Consider the following 19207-nt stretch of genomic DNA (forward strand, 5'->3'; position numbering starts at 1 on the left):
TTGCTTGTCTGGAGTTCGAGGAGAAGATGAACTTGCGGCGGGGTGTTTATGTCAGGAGGGAGTGCACGCGGGATGGATCTCCGCTCTGCTGTTCTGCCACTTCCCGCTCTCTGCACGCTGTGGGCAAGGCGCCCCACGTGCTGGACAACCGGACGGGACAGACTCCCTCCTGTGCGCCCTGACCCATCAAGGGTGATCCCTTCGATGAGCGGAAGAGGCTTGTTCCTCCCCCGGCGCGGTAACCCGCAAGTTACCCTTGTTCCCTTCGCAGGTTTTAACCTGATCAGGTTCCACGGATCCCGAATTAACGGTCTCAGCTTCGCGTCGTTCGACGGTCAGCACTCCGACAAGATGGCGCCAGTATAAGGGGGAAAATCCAAAGCACAAGCCGTTAACAATGTGGGGCAACGGCTGGTGCTGTGGTCAGACGGGTTACTCCCCGCGCGACCAGGTGCGGATGGCAGCGATCTCCGCGGCGGGGATCTGCAGGGATTCGAGGAATTCCTGATGGGCCTGCGGCTCCATCTTCTCGAACTGGATATGCCAGTTGCGCATCATCTCTTCGGTCATGCCTGCGGCCTGCATGATGGCAACCCAGCGTGCCTTGTCTACCATGGGGATCTCCTCGTGTGTCTGTTGGCGATAGAGGATGATGGCCCGCTGTTGCCGCCTCAGCTCGGCGATCTCCTGCTCCAGTCGCAGCAGGTGACCATCGAGGCAGGAGTGGCTCTCCTGCCTCGCTGCCAGCAGGGTGCCGATCTCTTCGAGCGGCAGCCCCATGGCGCGAAAACTGGCGATCTGCCGCCCCCGTTCCAGCTCGGCCTCGCCATAGCGGCGATAGCCGTTCTCCCCGCGCAGGGCGGGCAGCAGCAGACCGAGACGTTCGTAATAGAGCAGGGTGGTGCGGCTCAGGCCCAGTTCTCTGGCCAGCCGGGTAATCGTCAACATAGGGGTTCCTTCATCCAGCGGGCAGAGGATAAACCCGCCTATCGTAGACGGGTCAACACCTCCTGCGGATTGACCACCACAATTTCGCTTAACGCCATCATGAGCGAGCAAGCTGCATCGTCGGGTAACAATCCGGAGAAGGTGCTGAAAGGGAGAACAGGCCTCCATCGGGAGGCCTGCTATTGAGGGTTATTGCACCGGGGTCACGGTGAGGGTCACATTGCCAAACCCTTCGCTGGCGAGCGTCGCCTGATCCAGCTCCAGCGCGGTGAGAGCAACCCCTTCGGCAGAGGCACTGCGCAGCTGGGCAGCCTTCGTGGAACCGCTCTGGGGCTGACCAATCTCGATGTCGCCGGCAAACTGGCTCTCGGCATAGAAGTCACCGGTCACTGCTGAACGGATCGGGCGCAGCACGCGACCAAGGTTACTCTGCATGGTCGACAAACCATACTCGCTGATGGTCCAGTTCCAGTCCCACCACTTCACTTCACCCGGGATATAGCGTTTGTCCCACTGGTAACGGATACTGCTGGCCTTGTCGCGGAACGGGCCAACGGCAAAGGTGTGTTCCCAGGTGGGGCGATTGGTCGGATGGGTATACCAGGCATTGCCGCCCCAGCGCAGGAACCCCTTCATGGTCAGGTCATAGTTGACCTCGGCCTTGAACTCATAGGGGTATGAGATATTGGACTTGTAGAGAGCAACCCGCACCGGCACGCTGGAGTGTGGCGGCACCGTGGGACGTGCCTCAACAGACACTGTCTCGGTGGTCGAGCCACCCTTCTGCTCGGCCCAGCTCTGGGTAGAAGAAATCTCGACCGAATATTCAGTGCTGGAAACCTGCGGGATCTGGAACGTCTTTTTGATGCCGACCTTCTCGCTGAGACTGTAGGTGTCGGTTTTCGACCAGTTGGTAGCCTTGTCATACTTCAGGGTCACCACCACCTGCTGGGGCAGATCCGTGTAGTTGGTCGCATTGGCAGTGATCATCTTGACCAGCTGCTTGCCACTCTCGGTGACCTGGCCGTGGGTAAAGGAGTCCGGCTCCAGGGTATAAGAGAAGTTGCTTACCTTGATGGAGCTCTTCTCTCCACAACGATACCCGGAGCAGCCACCGTCATTATTGCCCTTAATCAACCAGCCATCGCTCAGTCTGGTGACATCCATATCTTCACCTACATAGGGGCTGTGATTGCCGCCTACCCAGGCATATCCCAAATAATGGGCCAGATAACTTACCGGCTTAATAAAGTAATCATTGTCATGCACCATTCGCCATTGCACATCAACTTCATCACCAGCAGGAATATTCCAGGCAGAGAGAGATGGAATTTCGCCAGATATCGGCGATGTGGGATAACACCATGTTTCCCCTGCCGTTCCCTGTTTTATTTCCCCGTTATATCCAGAGCCCATGATTACCCAGCGATTGGCCAGTCCGGTAATCTGCCATTGGCCCATGCGACCAACCAGATTGCCCTTGATACTCATGGCTTCATCGCGGGTAAGAGGCCGATAGCCACTGGCGCAGACCCCCTCTCCCAGACCATACCACTTAACCTGGTCAGGGTAGACGGGTTCAGCCGCCTGAGCCTGAATAAGCATCAATGAAGATGCAAACAGCGCAAGATTGGCTGTTATTAATTTATTCATCATTTATTCCTCTTTCAGACATACGATAATTGTTATTGTTCTGAAATATCCCTTTTCATTTGACAGGCACGAACTCCAATGAACCCTGTCTGAAATAAAATAAACCACCAAAATTCATCGATGACAAACGAAATATATGTGACAAGGAAAAATAATTAGAGCGATGACTTTATTGAGAAATACATCATAAAATTGTGGCAGGCATTATTTAATGCCTGCCACAATATGGTGACCCCTTATTAAATAAGAAGATACTGAATTACTCTTCCGGATTGATCACTTCAATTCTCCGCAATATTCCATCGGCAGAACGGATCAATACCAGTGCACTCCCTTCATGGAGATCGGCAGCCGAGCCGTTGACCCAGCGTATGTTGCGGTCGAGAGGAAACGTGCCGAGATTTGCCAGCACCAGACGCTGGCCGTCGAAGGATTGCAGGCGATCCTCTGCCCGCTGCCACTGCCCGGCCCCCGTCGGCGATCTGGCCGTCAGCAGCTCGATCCGGGTGGCCACCCCGTCGGCCACCAGCAGGGAGAGGCGATCACCCGGCCGCAGGGGCTCTGCCCAGGGTTCACCCTGTCGCCAGACCGGGGCACTGCCCCGTTCCACCTCGGCCCCCTGAAATTGCAGATGGATGCCGTCATCGTGTTCCAGCTCCACCAGCCACAGTTCGTCGGCAATCGCCTGCGCGGCACAGAGCGGCAAACCATACAGCCACGCACACCACTTTGTTCTCTGTTCCATGTCGTTCGTCCCTGAACAAAAAGCCCATGCTGGATAAGCATGGGCTTCATTCAGGAACATTGCGAATCTGCGGCAGCGATCGGGTCACTTGTCCTCGTGACAACGGCTCAGGCGCATGCCGTCAAACTTGCACTCCAGTTCGAGCCAGCGCCCTTCGAAAGGGGCCAGGCTGTTGTCCGAGGTGGTGTAGCCCCAGATCCGTCCGCCCTCGACCGGCCCTTCCAGATCCATCTCGTCCTTGTCATCTTCATCGAGGGCCTCGACCTTGCGCACATAGCGCACGCCGTTCTCCACCACCCCCTTCATCTCGACCCAGGTGCCGCCCAGATCATCCTCGTTGAGCCAATCCTTGAAGCGGGTCTGGTCGTCGATCACGAACGGCAGACCGTTCACCATCAGCTGGCCAAGCTGCCAGGTGGTGCGGCCGGTCAGTTTGAATTCGGCAGCCTGCGCAGATCCGAGCGGCAGCAAGATCAGCAGCAGGAGAGCACAGAGAGACTTCTTCATCGTGGATCCTCGGGGTTACACTGGCGACAGGATGATGTATCCGGTGTGAAAAGAGCGTGAAGCTGCTCGCCAACCAGGAGTACAAAGCATGAAGATTTTGGTAGTGGAAGACAATCCTCAGGTGGCAGAAACCATCATGGATTATCTGGAGCTGGCCGGCCACCGGCTGGACTGTGCCTATCACGGTCAGGCGGCGCTGCAACTGCTGGCCGAACAGCGCTTCGACGTCATCATCATGGATGTGATGATGCCCCGTCTCGACGGGCTCAGCACGGTCGCCCGCCTGCGCGAGGAGGGGATCTCGACCCCGGTGCTCTTTCTCACCGCCCGCGACAGTCTGGAAGACAAGCTGGCAGGCTTCAAGGCAGGTGGCGACGACTATCTGGTCAAGCCCTTCGCCATGGAGGAGCTGGAGGTGCGCTTGCAAGCCCTCAGCCTGCGTGGCCCCCGCGGTGACATCGGCGCCATCACCTTTGGCGAGCTGACCGTCGATGCCGCCAGCGGGCAGGCGACCCGTGCCGGCGTTCCCCTCAAGCTCGGCAAGATCCCGTTCCAGATCCTCGCGCTGCTGGCTCGCCGCGCGCCGGCCATCGTCACTCGTCAGGAGGTGCTCGACACCGTCTGGGGAGAGGAGGAGCCCGACTCCGACGCCCTGCGCAGCCACATCTACGCCCTGCGCAACACCCTCGACAAACCCTTCCCCACCCCCATGCTGGAAACCCTGCACGGTCAGGGCTACCGACTGGTGAGCGCATGAGCCTGTCGAGCCTGCGCCACCGGCTCATCATGGCGCTCGGCGGGGCGGGCGTGGTGCTGCTGGTGCTGCTATCCGGCCTGATGATGGTGGCCGAGGACAAGATGGAGGAGCTGAGCCTGCGCCACTGGCTGGAGGCGGAAGTAACCCGCTACAGCGACGACTGGCTGCGCCTCGGTGCCGCGGCGGCGGCGCCCAGCCCGCGCCAGTTCTCCAGCTACTGGACCGAGTCGGGACGCCTGCCCAAGTGGCTACAACCCTACCAGACCCCGGGCTTTTTCGAGCACCAGCTGGGCAAGGAGGACAAACACTTTCTGGTGGCGCGCCACCCCTCCGGCAAGGGGATGCTCTATCTGGTCTTCAACGACGATGCCGATGACTACCTCGACCCCTACGAGGACAAGTTGCATCTGGCCACCCGGCTGATCGGGCTGGCGCTGCTGCTGGGCTGCCTCGGCTTCGGCATCTGGCTGGTACGCCATATCACGGGGCCGCTGCAGCGGCTGCAACACAGGGTCGCCCACCTCACCCCGGATCAGGCGGACTTCATCCCCGATGCCCCCTGGCAGGAGCTCAGGGATATCGAGTTGGCACTGCTGGCCGGCAAGCAGGAGGTGAGCGCCGTCTTTGCCCGCGAGCAGGAGTTCAGCCGCTTTGCCAGCCACGAGCTGCGCACCCCCAACATGGTGATCCAGGGCTCGGCCGCCCTGCTCGGCAAGGTGAGCGATCTGCCGCCCCCCGCCGAGCGCGCCGTCACCCGCATCCGGGCCGCCGCCGACGAAATGGCCCTGCTCACCGAGACCTTTCTGCTGCTGGGACGCAAGGAGGAGGTCGAGCGACCGAAGCAGCAGGTGGCGCCGCTGATCCGTCAGGAGCTGGCCCGGCTCGCCCCGCTGCTGCAGCGAGAAGCGCTCGATATCCGTCTGGTGCTGGACGAGGCGAGCGAGGTCGATTCCCCCCTCTCCCTGCTCGCCATCGCCCTTGGCAACCTGCTGAAAAATGCCCTGAGCTACGCCGAGGGCCATATCGACATCGAGCTGTGCGGCCCGGTGCTCACCATCAGCAACCCGACGGCAGCAGCGCCGGATCAGATCCTCGGTTACGGCTGCGGCCTCACCATCATCCAGCGCATCTGCGAAAAGCTGGACTGGCAGATAGAGACCCGGCTGGAGGGTGGCGTATTCAGCGCAAGGCTGGCGATGATCTCTGCCGAACAGTTCCCTCTCCCTCCGGGAGAGGGTGAGGGCGCTGTGGCACCAGCCAGATAGCAACAGGGCGCCCGAAGGCGCCCTGTTTTTTGGCTGATGCAAATCCGGGATCACTCCACCGGCTTGTGCTTGCGCCCGCCCTTGAGCTCAAGGAACTCGATGATCTTGCCCGCCACATCCTTGCCGGAAGCCGCCTCGACCCCCTGCAGGCCGGGAGAGGAGTTGACCTCCAGCACCAGCGGGCCGCGGGCACTGCGCAGGATATCCACGCCTGCCACGTCCAACCCCATGATCTTGGCGGCGCGCACCGCGGTAGCGCGCTCTTCCGGGGTGATCCGGATCGCCTCGGCGGTGCCGCCCCGATGCAGGTTGGAGCGAAACTCGCCCGGCTGGGCCTGACGGCGCATCGCCGCCACCACCTTGCCGTTGACCACCAGACAGCGGATGTCGGCGCCGTTGGCCTCGCGAATATACTCCTGCACCAGAATGTTGTTGTTGGTCTGGATGAAAGCCTCGATCACGCTCTCGGCGGCTTTCTGAGTCTCGCAGAGCACCACGCCGATCCCCTGGGTACCCTCCAGCAGCTTCACCACCAGCGGCGCACCGCCCACCATGGTGATGAGGTCGGGCACGTCGTGGGTGCTGTGGGCATAACCGGTGATGGGCAGACCGATACCGTGGCGGGAGAGCAGCTGCATCGCCCGCAGCTTGTCGCGGGAGCGGCTGATGGCCACCGAGCTGTTGAGCGCCATGGTGTTCATCATCTCGAACTGGCGCAACACGGCGGTGCCGTAGGCGGTGATGCTGGCCCCGATGCGGGGGATCACCGCGTCATAGCTCTCCAGCTCCCGTCCTTCGTAGTGAATGGAGGGGTTGTGGGAGGCGATGTTCATATAACAGCGCAGGGTGTCGAGCACCTCGACCTGATGACCGCGCGCCTGTGCCACCTCGACCAGACGGCGGGTGGAGTAGTTTTTCGGCTCACGGGATAAAATGGCGATCTTCATGACAATTCCGCTAGAAGGCTATGCCTGGGCAGGATGGGGCGGGAGAGTATAAGGTGCCACAGCGCCAAGACAACGCCAATTGTTTCTCCTGACAACAAGCCAAATAACGCAGAAGCCTGCCCAATCAGCACGGCGCGGTGAAACAATAAACGGCGGCTCTGCGCGCCCTTCAGAGGCTGCTCGCAAAGTCCGCCGTTTTCGCTCAAAGGCCGAGCAGATTGGCTCTCTCGTTACCCCAGATTGGGGGCGAGCCAGCGCTCGGCTTCGGCCAGCGTCATCCCCTTGCGGGCGGCGTAATCCTCAACCTGATCTTGCTGGATCTGCGCCACCGCGAAGTATTTGCTCTCGGGGTGGGAGAAGTACCAGCCCGACACCGCAGCCCCCGGCCACATGGCGTAGGATTCGGTGAGCTGCATGCCGATGGCCTGCTCGACATCCAGCAGCTCCCACAGGGTGCCCTTCTCGGTGTGCTCCGGGCAGGCAGGATAACCGGGCGCCGGACGGATGCCCCGATAGTTCTCGCGAATAAGCTCCTCGTTGCTGAGTGCTTCGTCGGGGGCATAGCCCCAGTGCACCTTGCGCACCTGCTCGTGCAGGTACTCGGCAAAGGCTTCCGCCAACCGGTCACATACCGCCTGAATAAGGATGGCGTTGTAGTCGTCGTGATCCGCCTTGTAGGCCCTGGCGATAGCCTCCTCACCGATGCCGCCGGTCACCGCGAAGGCGCCGATCCAGTCGGCTTTGCCACTCTCTTTCGGCGCCACATAGTCCGCCAGACAGTAGTTGGGGAAGCCCTGCTTCTCGCTCTGCTGGCGCAGGTGGTGCAGCACTTTTTTCACTTCGCTGCGCGACTCGTCGCTATAGACCTCGATGCTGTCCCCCACCGCATTGGCCGGGAACAGACCTATGATGCCGGCGCAGCGCACGCTCTGATCCTTTTCCAGCTGATCCAGCATGGCGTTGGCATCGGCAAACAGCCTGGTCGCCTCCTCACCGATAATCTCGTCTTCGAGGATGCGCGGAAACTTGCCCGCCAGCTCCCAGCTGAGGAAGAACGGCGTCCAGTCGATGTAGGGGCGCAGCACCGAGATGGGCACGTTCTCGAACTTCTGCACACCCGGCTCGCGGGGCTTGGGCGGCTCATAGCCAGCCCAATCCAGCTGATGGCGGTTGGCACGCGCCTCCGCCAGCGTGATGGGGCGCGAGCGCGGCTGCTTGCGGGCGTGCTGCTCGCGGGCGATCTCGTACTCCTTGTCGATACGGGCGACGAAGTCGGGTTTGAGATCCGGGCTGAGCAGGCTCTGCGCCACCCCGACCGCACGAGACGCGTTGGAGACATAGACCACCGGCTCCGAGTAGTTCTGCTCGATCTTCACCGCGGTATGGGCCTTGGAGGTGGTGGCGCCGCCGATCAAGAGCGGCAGCTTGAAGCCCTGGCGCTCCATCTCCTTGGCCACGTGCACCATCTCGTCCAGCGACGGGGTGATGAGACCGGAGAGACCGATCATGTCGGCCCCCACTTCCCGCGCGGTCTTGAGGATGGTCTCGCAGGGGACCATGACCCCGAGATCGATGATCTCGAAGTTGTTGCACTGCAGCACTACCCCGACGATGTTCTTGCCGATGTCGTGCACATCCCCTTTCACGGTCGCCAGCACGATTTTGCCGTTGCTGGAGCCACCCGATTTTTCCGCCTCGATATAGGGTTGCAGATAGGCGACCGCCCGCTTCATCACCCGGGCCGATTTCACCACCTGCGGCAGGAACATCTTGCCGGCGCCGAACAGATCGCCGACCACGTTCATGCCATCCATCAACGGCCCTTCGATGACATGCAGCGGCCTCTCAGCCTGAGCACGCGCCTCCTCGGTATCCTCTTCGATGAAGTCGGTGATCCCCTTGACCAGCGCATGTTCCAGCCGCTTGCCCACCGGCCAGCTGCGCCACGCCTGATCCCGCGGATCCTCGGCCTGAGCACCGGCACCGCGATACTTCTCGGCGATGGCCAGCAGCTCCTCGGTGGCGTTGTCATTGAGGTTGAGCACCACCGCCTCGACCTTCTCTTTGAGCTCGGCCGGAATGTCTTCATAGATGGCGAGCTGGCCGGCGTTGACGATCCCCATGTCCATGCCGTTCTTGATGGCGTGGTAAAGGAAAACGGCGTGAATGGCCTCCCGCACCGGCTCGTTGCCACGGAATGAAAACGAGACGTTGGAGACTCCGCCGGAGATCATGGCGTGGGGCAGGTTCTCCTTGATGTCCTTCACCGCATCGATGAAGTCCACCGCGTAGTTGTTGTGCTCGTCGATACCGGTCGCCACCGCGAAGATGTTGGGATCGAAGATGATATCTTCCGGCGGGAAACCGACCTGATCCACCAGAATGCGGTAGGCCCGCTGGCAGATCTCGAACTTGCGGGCGCGGGTGTCGGCCTGACCCGCTTCGTCGAACGCCATCACGATAACGGCGGCACCGTAGCGGCGCAGCAGTCTGGCCTGCTGGATAAACTTCTCCTCCCCCTCCTTCATGGAGATGGAGTTGACCACCGGCTTGCCCTGCACGCACTTGAGGCCCGCCTCCAGCACCTCCCACTTGGAGGAGTCGATCATCACCGGCACCCGGGCGATGTCCGGCTCGCCGGCGATAAGGTTCAGGAAGCGCACCATGGCTGCCTCGGCGTCCAACATCCCCTCGTCCATGTTGATGTCGATGATCTGGGCGCCGTTATCCACCTGCTGCTTGGCGACGTCGAGCGCCTCGTCGTAGAGCCCCTCCTTGATCAGCCGCTTGAACTTGGCCGAACCGGTGACGTTGGTGCGCTCTCCCACGTTCACGAACATCGATTCGGGGGTAATGATCAGCGGCTCCAAACCCGACAGGCGGCAGGCCACCGGCAGCTCGGGCAAAGCGCGTGGCTTGATGCCGGCAACCGCGCCAGCCATGGCACGAATATGGGCCGGGGTGGTGCCGCAGCAGCCGCCAACCATGTTGAGGAAACCGCTTTGGGCCCACTCGCGGATATGCTCCGCCATCTCGGTAGCATCGAGATCGTACTCGCCAAAGGCGTTGGGCAGACCGGCGTTGGGGTGAGCACTGACATGGGTCTCGCTGATGCGCGACAGCTCCTCCACATACTGCCGCAGCTCGTCCGGCCCCAGCGCACAGTTGAGACCGAACGAGACCGGTTTGACGTGGCGCAGCGAGTGATAGAAGGCTTCGGTAGTCTGGCCGGAGAGGGTGCGGCCGGAGGCGTCGGTGATGGTGCCAGAGATCATCACCGGCAGGCTGTAGCCCAGATCCTCGAATACCAGATCCACCGCGAAGGCGGCCGCCTTGGCGTTGAGGGTATCGAAGATGGTCTCGATCAGAATGATGTCGACGCCACCCTCGATCAGGGCATGAGTCGATTCGGTATAGGCGGCCACCAGCTGGTCGTAAGTGACGTTGCGCTTGCCCGGATCGTTCACATCTGGCGAGATGGAGGCGGTGCGGTTGGTCGGCCCCAAAACCCCTGCCACGAAGCGCGGCTTGTGGGGCTCTTTCGCCGTCCACTCGTCCGCTACCGCGCGGGCCAGACGGGCCGCCTCACGGTTGATCTCGGCCGAGAGATCTTCCATCTCGTAATCGGCCATGGCGATGCGGGTGGCGTTGAAGGTGTTGGTTTCGAGGATGTCGGCACCGGCGGCGCAGTACTGCTCGTGGATCTCGCGAATGACGGCGGGGCGGGTCAGCACCAGCAGATCGTTGTTGCCCTTGATGTCGGTATGCCAGTCGGCAAACCGTTCACCGCGGTAGTCCGCCTCCCCGAGTTTGTAGCTCTGGATCATGGTGCCCATGGCCCCGTCGATGATCAGGATCCGCTCCTTGAGACAGGCTTCCAGCTTGTTTGTCACATCCGACTTTCTGTTCGACTTTTCATTCGCCACCGCGTGTTCCTCTTACATCCGTGCAACTGCGTAAACAGCATCCTAACAGCAAACCAGCGAATTGGAAATCTAGCCGTCTATCAGTCCAAAGTCGCAGCCATATACTCATTTATAGGTAATGAGTAACATAGACCCCGAGAGTACCCTATGCCCGTCCCGCATGGGGATACGTGCTTGCTATCTATCTACGAGTAAAAAATAACTATGAGCGTCTACTACACACTCTGTTTTCTGGCAGCGTTGGCGATCTTTATTGCCTTTGCCAACCAGTATGTTGTGAAGATCCAGACCACCATCGCCATCACCGCCGGTTCCATGCTGATCTCTGCGCTGCTGGTGCTGTTCGGTAAACTGGGATGGTTCAATCTGGAGCCTCTTGCCATCAAAACCATGGAGAGCATCGACTTCCAGAATTTCCTGCTGAAGGGGATCCTGGGCTTCCTGCTGTTTGCCGGTGGTCTTGGCATCAACCTCAAGGCGCTGCGTAGCCAGAAGTGGGAGATCACCATTCTGGCCATTATTGCCACCCTGCTCTCCACCTTCATCATCGGCTACGGCTTCTGGTTCATCGCCAAGCTGCTGGGCTGGGAGCTGCCGCTGGTCTACTGCATGCTGTTCGGGGCGCTCATCTCCCCCACCGACCCCATCGCCGTACTGGCCATCGTCAAGAAGATGAAGGCACCACCCCAGATCGCCATCCAGATCGAAGGGGAGTCGCTGTTCAACGACGGTGTCGGCCTCGTTATTTTCGCTACCGTGTTTGCCGTTGCCTTCGGCGGTGTCGAGCCCACCTTCGGCAGCGTGGCCGGTCTGTTCCTGCATGAGGCCCTCGGCGGCATCCTGTTCGGCGTCGTGCTGGGCGTCATCGCTCACGTGATGATCAGCGCCACCGACGACGGCTCGCTGGAGCTGCTGCTCACCCTCTGCATCCCGACCGCTGGCTTCGCCTTCGCCAACATGATCGGCGTCTCCGGCGCTCTGGCCATGGTGGTGACCGGCATCATGATCGGCAACTGGACTCGTCACTCCGGCTTCTCCGAGCAGAGCAGCCACCACCTGGATCACTTCTGGGAGTTGATGGATCAGTTCCTCAACGCCCTGCTGTTCCTGCTGATCGGTCTGGCGCTGGTACTGCTGGATCTGGCCTGGCATGACTGGGTACTGCTGGTCATCGCGGTGCCGCTCTGCCTCGCCGCCCGCTTCATCAGCGTCTCGCTGCCCTATATGGCCTTCCGCAAGTTCCGCACCTACAACACCTTCTCGGTGCGGATCCTCACCTGGGGTGGCTTGCGCGGCGGTCTGGCCATGGCGATGGCACTGGCGCTCCCCTCCGGCGTCATGATGATCCCGAGCCACGGTGTCGACCTGCGTCAGGTGATCCTGGTGATGACCTACGCGGTGGTGATGTTCTCCATCGTGGTGCAGGGCATGACCATCACCCCGATGATCGCTGCCGCCAAGCGCGCCAACGGCGACTACTGATCATCCGCTGGCTGACAGGTGCAAAAGGGCTCCCGCGGGAGCCCTTTTTGTTGCTGGCAAACCTGTGCCGGACAAGGCCCAGCCACACAGCCGAAAATAATTGTTTGCTTTTTATTCATTTCGAGGAGAGAATGCGCGCCGGCTAGTTAATCAGCCCTGTTTATGTTTGCCCTGCAATGCTTCACCTCACGATGAATCCTGTCAGTACCCGCATAACCTTCTTCTGATTTACTCGCCCTGAGAACCGTTCAGGCTGTCCGCCTGCGTTGCCCGGCTCTCACGGTGCAGACCCGCTCTGCCCACTCAATTTGAACTATGCAACCGCATATTCCTTGCACCTTGCAAGAGCAGAGGCCCGCGAACGGGCTGGGTATACCTGCGCGCACGCCAACAACACCGTTGCACGCACTCATTGACCTGACATTTGCCAACACAAGGAGCAATTACTTAATTTATATAGAGAAATACCATGATGAAAACCGTACAAACTCGTAAACCCCTGCGTCGCAGCAAACCCATCAACCTGCCCGTGCAAGAGCACGACTACGATGCGTTTCTGATCCAGTTCAGCACCCGCTTCAGCGGCGGCTTCGCCATCTCCTGTGATGGTATCGCCGGCGAGTTCTCCATCGAAGAGCTCAACTGATCCCCTGCCCGACCGGACAGCACCGATGCACAAGGGCCGCAACTCACGGCGGCCACTTTGATGCGACCTCGTCTTCCCTGACGATACACACAGCCAATCGGCAATATTTCTCCCCTATAAGCTCACCCTTCAGCTTCAAGCAACAGGCACTCATCAGCATCTTCACTCAATTTGACCAGACGGCTGCGAACCAGTCCCAGCTTGGCCAACAGGCCGATTGATCGCTCGTTGCCCGGCGTGACGATGGCAATCACCTGCCCGATCCCCAACCGGCTTTTGCCATCGGCGATGGCTGCCTGTGCGGCCTCAATGGCGTAACCATGACCGCGATACTGCGGCAGGAAGGCGTAGCCGATATCTTCACGGGGCAAGCTGTCGCGCTTGATAAGACCGCAGATACCGAGGCTGGCGCCATCTTCCCTGCGCTCGACCAGATAGAGGCCATGACCATGACGGGCATAGCTCACCGCTGGCCCCTGCTGGATATACTCCTGCGCCTGTTCAAGTGTGCGAACTCCCCGATCGCCGATGTAACGATGGAAATCGGCATCATTGAGCAGCTCGAGAATGAAGGGGGCGTCGGTGATGGTCAGTTCACGCAGAACGAGACGGGGGGAGGTAATCATGGCAAGGGCTCTCTCAAAACAGGCGAAGTCAGCAGAGTGCCCCCTCGGCAACCGGCTGACAAGCAATAGCGGGCTCACGGCCATGAAAAGGGGGCCAACCTCGGCCCCTTTTTACGATGTCACACAGCGGTAGCAGAGCAGTCAGTCAGGCGGCCAGCAACCCGGCATAGCCATTACCCTGCTCGCGCAGCGCAGTGAACTGGGCTGCGCAATCGGCCCAGGAGAGCCCCAGCTTCTCCGCTACTTTGGCAGGCCACTCGGGTGGCGCTTCTTCACCCACATCGGATTGCGCTGCCAGCACGATCGCCAGATGGATAAGCCCCGCCTCGGCGGAGAACTCTTTGGCCAGCATGGGATTGTAGTGATACTCCACCGCGTTGCTGATGGTCTCTGGGAACTTCCAGTATCGCGCCATGGCGGCACCGACCTGGGCATAGTTGAAGCCGACCACCAGCTCTTCCGCCTTGGCCCGCCCCTTGTGCAATTCCAGATCGTGAATGTGGTGGACGGTGTTTTCCGGCAGCCCCACATGCATCACCAGTCGGCCAAGGTCATAGAGCAGGGCACAGGTAAAGACCTCATCCCCCTTCATTCCCTTCTTCACCGCCAGACGACGCGCCAGCTCCGCCACGTTGAACACGCAGCCCCAGAAATGTTTGAGGTCAATGCCGGGCACCGCAGTGACCGATTCGGTCAGCCCGCAGGCCAGCACCATGTTGCGCACCATCGCCAGTCCAAGCCGCACCGCAGCTTCATTGACGGTACCGATCTGGCGACTGCTGCCGAACTTGGCCGAGTTGGCCAAACGCAGCAGCTTGGCGGAGATGACTGGGTCCTTGTTGATCAGCTTGCTGATCTTCAGCAGATCCGGATCCTTTTCATTGAAGGTCTGGATCAAATCGCGCATCACTTCCGGGATCTGGGGCAGTAGCTTGGGCTCAGCCAGCAGGGAATCTATCGTGGGCATAGGCGTGTCCATCCATGTTATCTGTGTTCCAACCTGTTTGCCGCGGCAAACTCCCGTTAATTATGAGTAACAAATGGCTGCGTGATCGGATTGTTTGTGTGGATGGTAAACGGGAGCCGCTCCTCTTCGGGTTATACTGCGCTCCTCACTCACTGATGCGAAAAACCGATGAACGACTCTCAGGAATTTTTTGACGAAGACGCGTTGCTGGAGATGGTGGAGAACCAGCTCAACGACGGTCACCCGCCCCACGTGAAAGCTACCTTGATGAGACTGGTGATGAAGGGCACCCCGCGGGAAGAGGCACTGCAATATATCGCCTGCGCCCTCGGTGCCGAGCTGATGGCGATGGAGGCCGATCAGGGCCCCTTCAATCTGACCCGCTATGGCGAGTTCCTCGACAGCCTGCCCGAGATGCCATGGGCAGACGACTGACCCGAGCTTGATGACGGATGCAAAAAGGGCGGGTGCCGATGGCCCCGCCCTTTTTACATCTGCTGCACACCAGGCGATCAGAACTGGGAGTTGATGATCACCTCTTCCCCCAGCGCCCCCGCCAGCGGCAGTGGCCGGTAGGTGGAGTTGGCCGAGCGCAGCAGACGAATGCCGCGAATGCCGATCTCCTGCGCCGCCTTGATGTCGCCATCGGCATCGCCGTAGAAGATCTTCATCTGCTTATCCTTGAGCCACTGCACCTTGGTATTCTGCCCCGGCTGGTCGCCGGCAAAGATCACCGGGTTGAGCTGATCGGCCGGAATATTCATAGTCTGCTGCAAGGTCTTGCTCACCGTCTCGGTCTTGGTAGCTGAACGACCGGTGACGAAATAGATGTGATCGCCGCGCTTGAGGTGCATGGCGATGAGCGCCTTGCCCACCTCTTTCGGCACACTGAATTCATCCCAACCGTTGTTCATCTTCTCCCAGAAGGCCGGGTTCTTCAGGTAGCTCTCGTCGTTGGGAGAGAACTCCTGCTTGCCGCGATAAAACCCCGGGCTGGAGAAGAGCAGGGTGTCGTCGATATCAAAGCCGACTGCCATCGGCGGCAATCCATCCAGGCTCTTGGCAATCTGCTCCACCGAGACCCAGTGGATGGGGGCCTGCTGGGCCAGAGTCACAGTGGTAACACCGGCAGGAACCGGCTGGAGCGTAGCTGCCTCACGGGCAACTGCTGGCATGGCGAGGATGGTAGCCAACAAGGTGGCAAGCAGCGCCGGACGGGCGTTCAGTTTCATAAAAAAGCGCCTTTATCTTCAAACAAAAGAGGGGGCCAATAGTGCCCCCTTGCAGCCTGGCAAACTGTGAATCTCCCGGCAAAAGGGAGCATTTGGCGCCCGATAATTAATCTTCGATTGGCAGCAGATCGGTAAAGACAAAGCCATCGCGCACCACTGTCTCACCGACCCGGATCCCGAGTGGGCGCGAAAACATCGGGCCGTCGTAGGCCAGGGTGTGAAACTCGCCGTTCTCGCCACAAGGGTCGACCCCCTCGGGCAGAGCAGCCAGCAGTGCCTCGTCAAACTCATGGCCCCCCAGCGCACCATCCAGCTTTTTCGGATCCAGGGTGCTGATCTTCGCCTTCAACCCCGCCGTCATCATCTGCTGCGCCAGCTCCCTGGTGTTGCTGCCCCAGAGCGGGAAGAGCGGCTCGATGCCGGTACCGGCCAGCTGTTTCTCCCGGTAGGCTCGCACATCCTCAAGGAAGAGATCGCCAAACGCCATATGGCGGATCCCCTGCGCAACCACATCGGCGATAAAGCCGGTCATGATGCGGGCGTAATCCTCGTTGCTGCAGGGCCAGGGCAGATCGATGGTGATGAGGGGCAGACCGACACAGGCGGCCTGCTCGGTCAACAGCTGCTTGCGCACCCCGTGCATCGCCACCCGCTCGAACTCCTGATTGAGGGTGGTGAACAGCCCTACTACCTCGATGGCTGGATCTTGCCGCAGCTGATGCAGTGCCCACGCACAATCCTTGCCGCTGCTCCATGAGAGCAGTACCCGTTTCTTTTCCATCAATCCTCCGTCGCGGGGCGCTCCGGGTTTCCCAAAAGGCTGCCCCAAAAAGATGCAAGACAGTGTTGCGAATTGCGCGATTTACATGCAAGCGGCGAGCAGCATACTCTCGATCACCTGTATATGCCCCTTGCCCGGGCTCAACAATAACTAAAAAAGCGATGGGAAACATAAGGATATGACGACAGTGACACAACAGTACGATCACGCCCGCCCCCTCAACCGGCAGGACTACAAAACGCTGGGACTGGCCGCCCTCGGCGGTGCGCTGGAGTTTTACGACTTCATCATCTTCGTCTTCTTCGCCGTGGTCATCGGTGAACTATTCTTCCCGGCCGACATTCCGGAGTGGCTGCGCCAGTTCCAGACCTTCGGCATCTTCGCAGCCGGCTATCTGGCTCGTCCGCTCGGCGGCATCATCATGGCCCACTTTGGCGACCTCATCGGTCGCAAGCGGATGTTCACCCTCAGCATCATCATGATGGCGCTGCCCACCCTGCTGATCGGCCTGCTGCCAACCTATGCGGTGCTCGGTATCGCCGCACCGCTGCTGTTGCTGCTGTTGCGGATCCTGCAGGGCGCCGCCATCGGTGGCGAAGTGCCGGGAGCCTGGGTCTTCGTGGCGGAGCACGTGCCTGCCCGCCGGGTCGGTGTCGCCTGCGGCACGCTCACTGCCGGGCTGACGGCCGGCATCCTGCTCGGCTCTCTGGTAGCCACCGCCATCAACCGCGGCATGAGCCCGAGCGATGTGACCGACTGGGGCTGGCGACTCGCTTTCGTCCTCGGCGGCGTGTTCGGCATCGTCGCCATGTACCTGCGCCGCTGGCTGCACGAAACCCCGGTCTTTGCCGAGATGCAGGCCAATAAAGCACTGGCCGACGAGCTCCCCCTCAAGACGGTACTGCGCAACCACAAGAGCAGCGTAGTGGTCTCCATGCTGCTCACCTGGCTGCTCTCCGCCGGTATTGTGGTGGTGATCCTGATGACCCCCACCTACCTGCAGAAGGTCTATGGCATCACTCCGGCCGAGGCGCTGACCGCCAACTCGCTGGCCATCGTTGCCCTCACCCTTGGCTGCATTCTCTATGGCCGGGTGATCGACCTGCTGGGCAGCGGCCCCACCTTCATGCTGGGCTCCCTGCTGCTGGCTGGCTCCAGCTACGCCTTCTATCACGGGATCGCCTCCGGCATGAGCCAGCTGGTGCCGCTCTATATGCTGGCAGGCTTCGCGGTCGGGATTGTCGGCGCGGTTCCCTACGTGATGGTCAATGCCTTCCCGCCGGTGGTGCGCTTCTCCGGTCTCTCTTTCTCCTACAACGTGGCCTACGCCATCTTTGGCGGACTGACTCCGATGCTGGTCACCCTCTGGATGGCAAGCGATGTGCTGGCCCCCTCCCACTACGTGGTAAGCCTGTCGGCACTGGGTTTTGTCATCGGCTGCTGGCTCTGGCTGCAGCAGCGCAACCGGCCACAGCAAGCGCCGCAAGCGGCCTGACCCGAACAACAAAGCCCCGGCAGATGCCGGGGCTTTGTTGTACTGCTTATGTTCAGTTTGGCCAACATAAGATAGCCTCCCTCTGGGGCATGCCACCCGCTCGCCCCCATGACTTTCAACTCTTTATCCGAGGCTCAAGATGTTCTTTCAGGTCGTATTACTCACCTTGCTGGCGCTGCTGCCCATGGTCAACCCGCCCACCACGGCCACCCTGCTGCTGGGGCTGAGCAAGGGGATGTCGCGCGAGCATGTGCGCCGCCAGGTCAATCTGGCTGCCATCTATCTCTTCTGCACCCTCTGCATCACCTTCTTCATCGGCTCCTCCATCCTGGATCTGTTCGGGATCTCCATCCCGGGGCTGCGCCTGGCGGGCGGCCTCATCATCGGCTTTATCGGTTTTCGCATGCTGTTCCCCGCCCCCAGCCAGTCCAGCGGGGTGGAGATCAACCAGAGCATCGCCTTCGTTCCGCTCACCATGCCAAGCATGTGTGGCCCGGGCACCATGGCACTGGTAATCAGTGGCGCAGCCCAGATTGCCGAGCTGCCGGCCGAGTACGAGCGTCTGTCCATCTATGGTGGCGTAGTAACGGCATTTGCCCTGATGAGCCTGATCAGCTGGGGCGTGCTCAAACTGGCCGACCCGGTCTGCAAGATCCTCGGCGCCACCGGCATCGACGCCATGACCCGCATCATGGGCTTCCTGCTGGTCTGCATGGGTATGCAGTTCTGCATCAACGGTATCAAGGAGGTTGCACAGGATCCGGTATTCCATGGTGCACCTGCGGTTCAAACAACTCCCCATTTGCCGCAGATGGATGGCCATTTTGATCAGCTGCCGAAGCCGCACCAGCAGTGATTGAAAACGGTATCAAAAAGTCCCTGACGATCTGCACTGATCTTGTTCCTGATCATGTTATTGACACATGAATGAGTTAGTTTGTTTTTCATACAGACTGTATTCAGATGGACGCTGATAGGTTTGTTGATGAATACCCACTCAACTTCAGGAGAGTATGCAGATGGATAAGATGCTGACCGAAATAGGGAGCCATAGCCTGTTTCATGAGTACCTGAACGTGGTTGGGGTCACAAGCCCATCCCTCGCCAAGATCGAGCAACGTTGGGAATACAAGGAGCAGGAGCAACTGGTGGCCAAGATCCAGATCGACAAGCAGGGCAACGCCCGCTACTTCATCGACGCCCGCGCAATATCAGTCAACTGATACTCTG

The 19207-nt window shown here is 60.2% G+C and carries 18 protein-coding genes and 1 riboswitch; of the genes, 8 read left to right on the forward strand and 10 right to left on the reverse strand.

Annotation, left to right across the window (positions count from 1 at the left end; genetic code table 11):
- Positions 1-243: 243 nt before the first annotated feature.
- Positions 244-356: riboswitch (TPP riboswitch) on the reverse strand.
- 76 nt (positions 357-432) lie between these two features.
- From AAHA39_RS16545 to AAHA39_RS16560, 4 genes are all read right to left on the reverse strand, one after another.
- Complete coding sequence (locus tag AAHA39_RS16545) at positions 433-948, reverse strand: MerR family transcriptional regulator (protein ID WP_005342946.1); 516 nt, start codon at positions 946-948, stop codon at positions 433-435.
- 189 nt (positions 949-1137) lie between these two features.
- The gene (locus AAHA39_RS16550) at positions 1138-2601 is read right to left on the reverse strand and encodes an aerolysin family beta-barrel pore-forming toxin (RefSeq protein ID WP_192849753.1); all 1464 of its coding nucleotides are present in this window, start codon (positions 2599-2601) and stop codon (positions 1138-1140) included.
- 259 nt (positions 2602-2860) lie between these two features.
- Complete coding sequence (locus tag AAHA39_RS16555; protein WP_320655813.1) at positions 2861-3346, reverse strand: hypothetical protein; 486 nt, start codon at positions 3344-3346, stop codon at positions 2861-2863.
- Positions 3347-3430: 84 nt separating this feature from the next.
- Positions 3431-3853: a hypothetical protein gene (locus AAHA39_RS16560; protein WP_033112529.1), complete on the reverse strand. Its 423-nt coding sequence runs from the start codon at positions 3851-3853 to the stop codon at positions 3431-3433.
- A gap of 88 nt (positions 3854-3941) precedes the next feature.
- Between AAHA39_RS16560 and AAHA39_RS16565 the strand changes: the two genes are divergently transcribed.
- Positions 3942-4610, forward strand: a complete 669-nt coding sequence (locus AAHA39_RS16565) for a response regulator transcription factor (RefSeq protein ID WP_042032226.1) — start codon at positions 3942-3944, stop codon at positions 4608-4610.
- Positions 4607-5875, forward strand: coding sequence for a sensor histidine kinase (locus AAHA39_RS16570; RefSeq protein WP_320655812.1), 1269 nt, complete (start codon positions 4607-4609; stop codon positions 5873-5875). The genes AAHA39_RS16565 and AAHA39_RS16570 overlap by 4 nt, the downstream gene beginning before the upstream one ends.
- A 50-nt stretch (positions 5876-5925) precedes the next feature.
- Here AAHA39_RS16570 and rimK read toward each other — a convergent pair whose 3' ends face one another.
- Complete coding sequence (rimK, locus tag AAHA39_RS16575) at positions 5926-6822, reverse strand: 30S ribosomal protein S6--L-glutamate ligase (protein ID WP_033112532.1); 897 nt, start codon at positions 6820-6822, stop codon at positions 5926-5928.
- A 230-nt stretch (positions 6823-7052) separates the two neighbouring features.
- Positions 7053-10748: a methionine synthase gene (gene metH / locus AAHA39_RS16580; RefSeq protein WP_320655811.1), complete on the reverse strand. Its 3696-nt coding sequence runs from the start codon at positions 10746-10748 to the stop codon at positions 7053-7055.
- A gap of 204 nt (positions 10749-10952) precedes the next feature.
- Between metH and AAHA39_RS16585 the strand changes: the two genes are divergently transcribed.
- Together AAHA39_RS16585 and AAHA39_RS16590 are read left to right on the forward strand one after the other, a co-directional pair.
- Positions 10953-12230 (forward strand): cation:proton antiporter, encoded by a 1278-nt coding sequence (locus AAHA39_RS16585; protein WP_320655810.1) that lies wholly within the window; start codon positions 10953-10955, stop codon positions 12228-12230.
- 469 nt (positions 12231-12699) lie between these two features.
- Positions 12700-12876: a hypothetical protein gene (locus AAHA39_RS16590; RefSeq protein ID WP_104016499.1), complete on the forward strand. Its 177-nt coding sequence runs from the start codon at positions 12700-12702 to the stop codon at positions 12874-12876.
- 122 nt (positions 12877-12998) lie between these two features.
- On the opposite strand, the gene AAHA39_RS16595 is transcribed toward AAHA39_RS16590, so the two are convergent.
- Both AAHA39_RS16595 and AAHA39_RS16600 read right to left on the reverse strand, forming a co-directional pair.
- Positions 12999-13502 (reverse strand): GNAT family N-acetyltransferase, encoded by a 504-nt coding sequence (locus tag AAHA39_RS16595; RefSeq protein ID WP_320655809.1) that lies wholly within the window; start codon positions 13500-13502, stop codon positions 12999-13001.
- A gap of 145 nt (positions 13503-13647) precedes the next feature.
- Positions 13648-14469, reverse strand: coding sequence for an HDOD domain-containing protein (locus AAHA39_RS16600; protein WP_041209645.1), 822 nt, complete (start codon positions 14467-14469; stop codon positions 13648-13650).
- 168 nt (positions 14470-14637) lie between these two features.
- Here AAHA39_RS16600 and AAHA39_RS16605 point away from each other — a divergent pair, with 168 nt between their 5' ends.
- A complete protein-coding gene (locus tag AAHA39_RS16605) occupies positions 14638-14904 on the forward strand; it encodes a hypothetical protein (protein WP_033112538.1) in 267 nt (88 codons plus the stop codon).
- 77 nt (positions 14905-14981) lie between these two features.
- On the opposite strand, the gene aphA is transcribed toward AAHA39_RS16605, so the two are convergent.
- Positions 14982-15701: an acid phosphatase AphA gene (gene aphA / locus AAHA39_RS16610; RefSeq protein ID WP_320655808.1), complete on the reverse strand. Its 720-nt coding sequence runs from the start codon at positions 15699-15701 to the stop codon at positions 14982-14984.
- A 106-nt stretch (positions 15702-15807) separates the two neighbouring features.
- Complete coding sequence (locus AAHA39_RS16615) at positions 15808-16482, reverse strand: Dph6-related ATP pyrophosphatase (protein ID WP_041209643.1); 675 nt, start codon at positions 16480-16482, stop codon at positions 15808-15810.
- Between the two features lie 178 nt (positions 16483-16660).
- On the opposite strand from AAHA39_RS16615, the gene AAHA39_RS16620 reads away from it, so the two are divergent.
- The 3 genes from AAHA39_RS16620 to AAHA39_RS16630 all read left to right on the forward strand — a co-directional run bounded on the left by AAHA39_RS16620 (position 16661) and on the right by AAHA39_RS16630 (position 19200).
- Positions 16661-17977 (forward strand): MFS transporter, encoded by a 1317-nt coding sequence (locus AAHA39_RS16620; RefSeq protein WP_320655807.1) that lies wholly within the window; start codon positions 16661-16663, stop codon positions 17975-17977.
- A 139-nt stretch (positions 17978-18116) separates the two neighbouring features.
- Complete coding sequence (locus AAHA39_RS16625) at positions 18117-18833, forward strand: MarC family NAAT transporter (RefSeq protein WP_042032235.1); 717 nt, start codon at positions 18117-18119, stop codon at positions 18831-18833.
- A 163-nt stretch (positions 18834-18996) separates the two neighbouring features.
- On the forward strand, positions 18997-19200 hold the full coding sequence (locus tag AAHA39_RS16630; protein WP_033112613.1) for a hypothetical protein: 204 nt from the start codon (positions 18997-18999) through the stop codon (positions 19198-19200).
- The last annotated feature ends 7 nt before the right edge of the window (positions 19201-19207 follow it).

It is taken from the genome of Aeromonas sp. SE22 (assembly GCF_038739755.1).
GTDB lineage: Bacteria > Pseudomonadota > Gammaproteobacteria > Enterobacterales > Aeromonadaceae > Aeromonas > Aeromonas jandaei.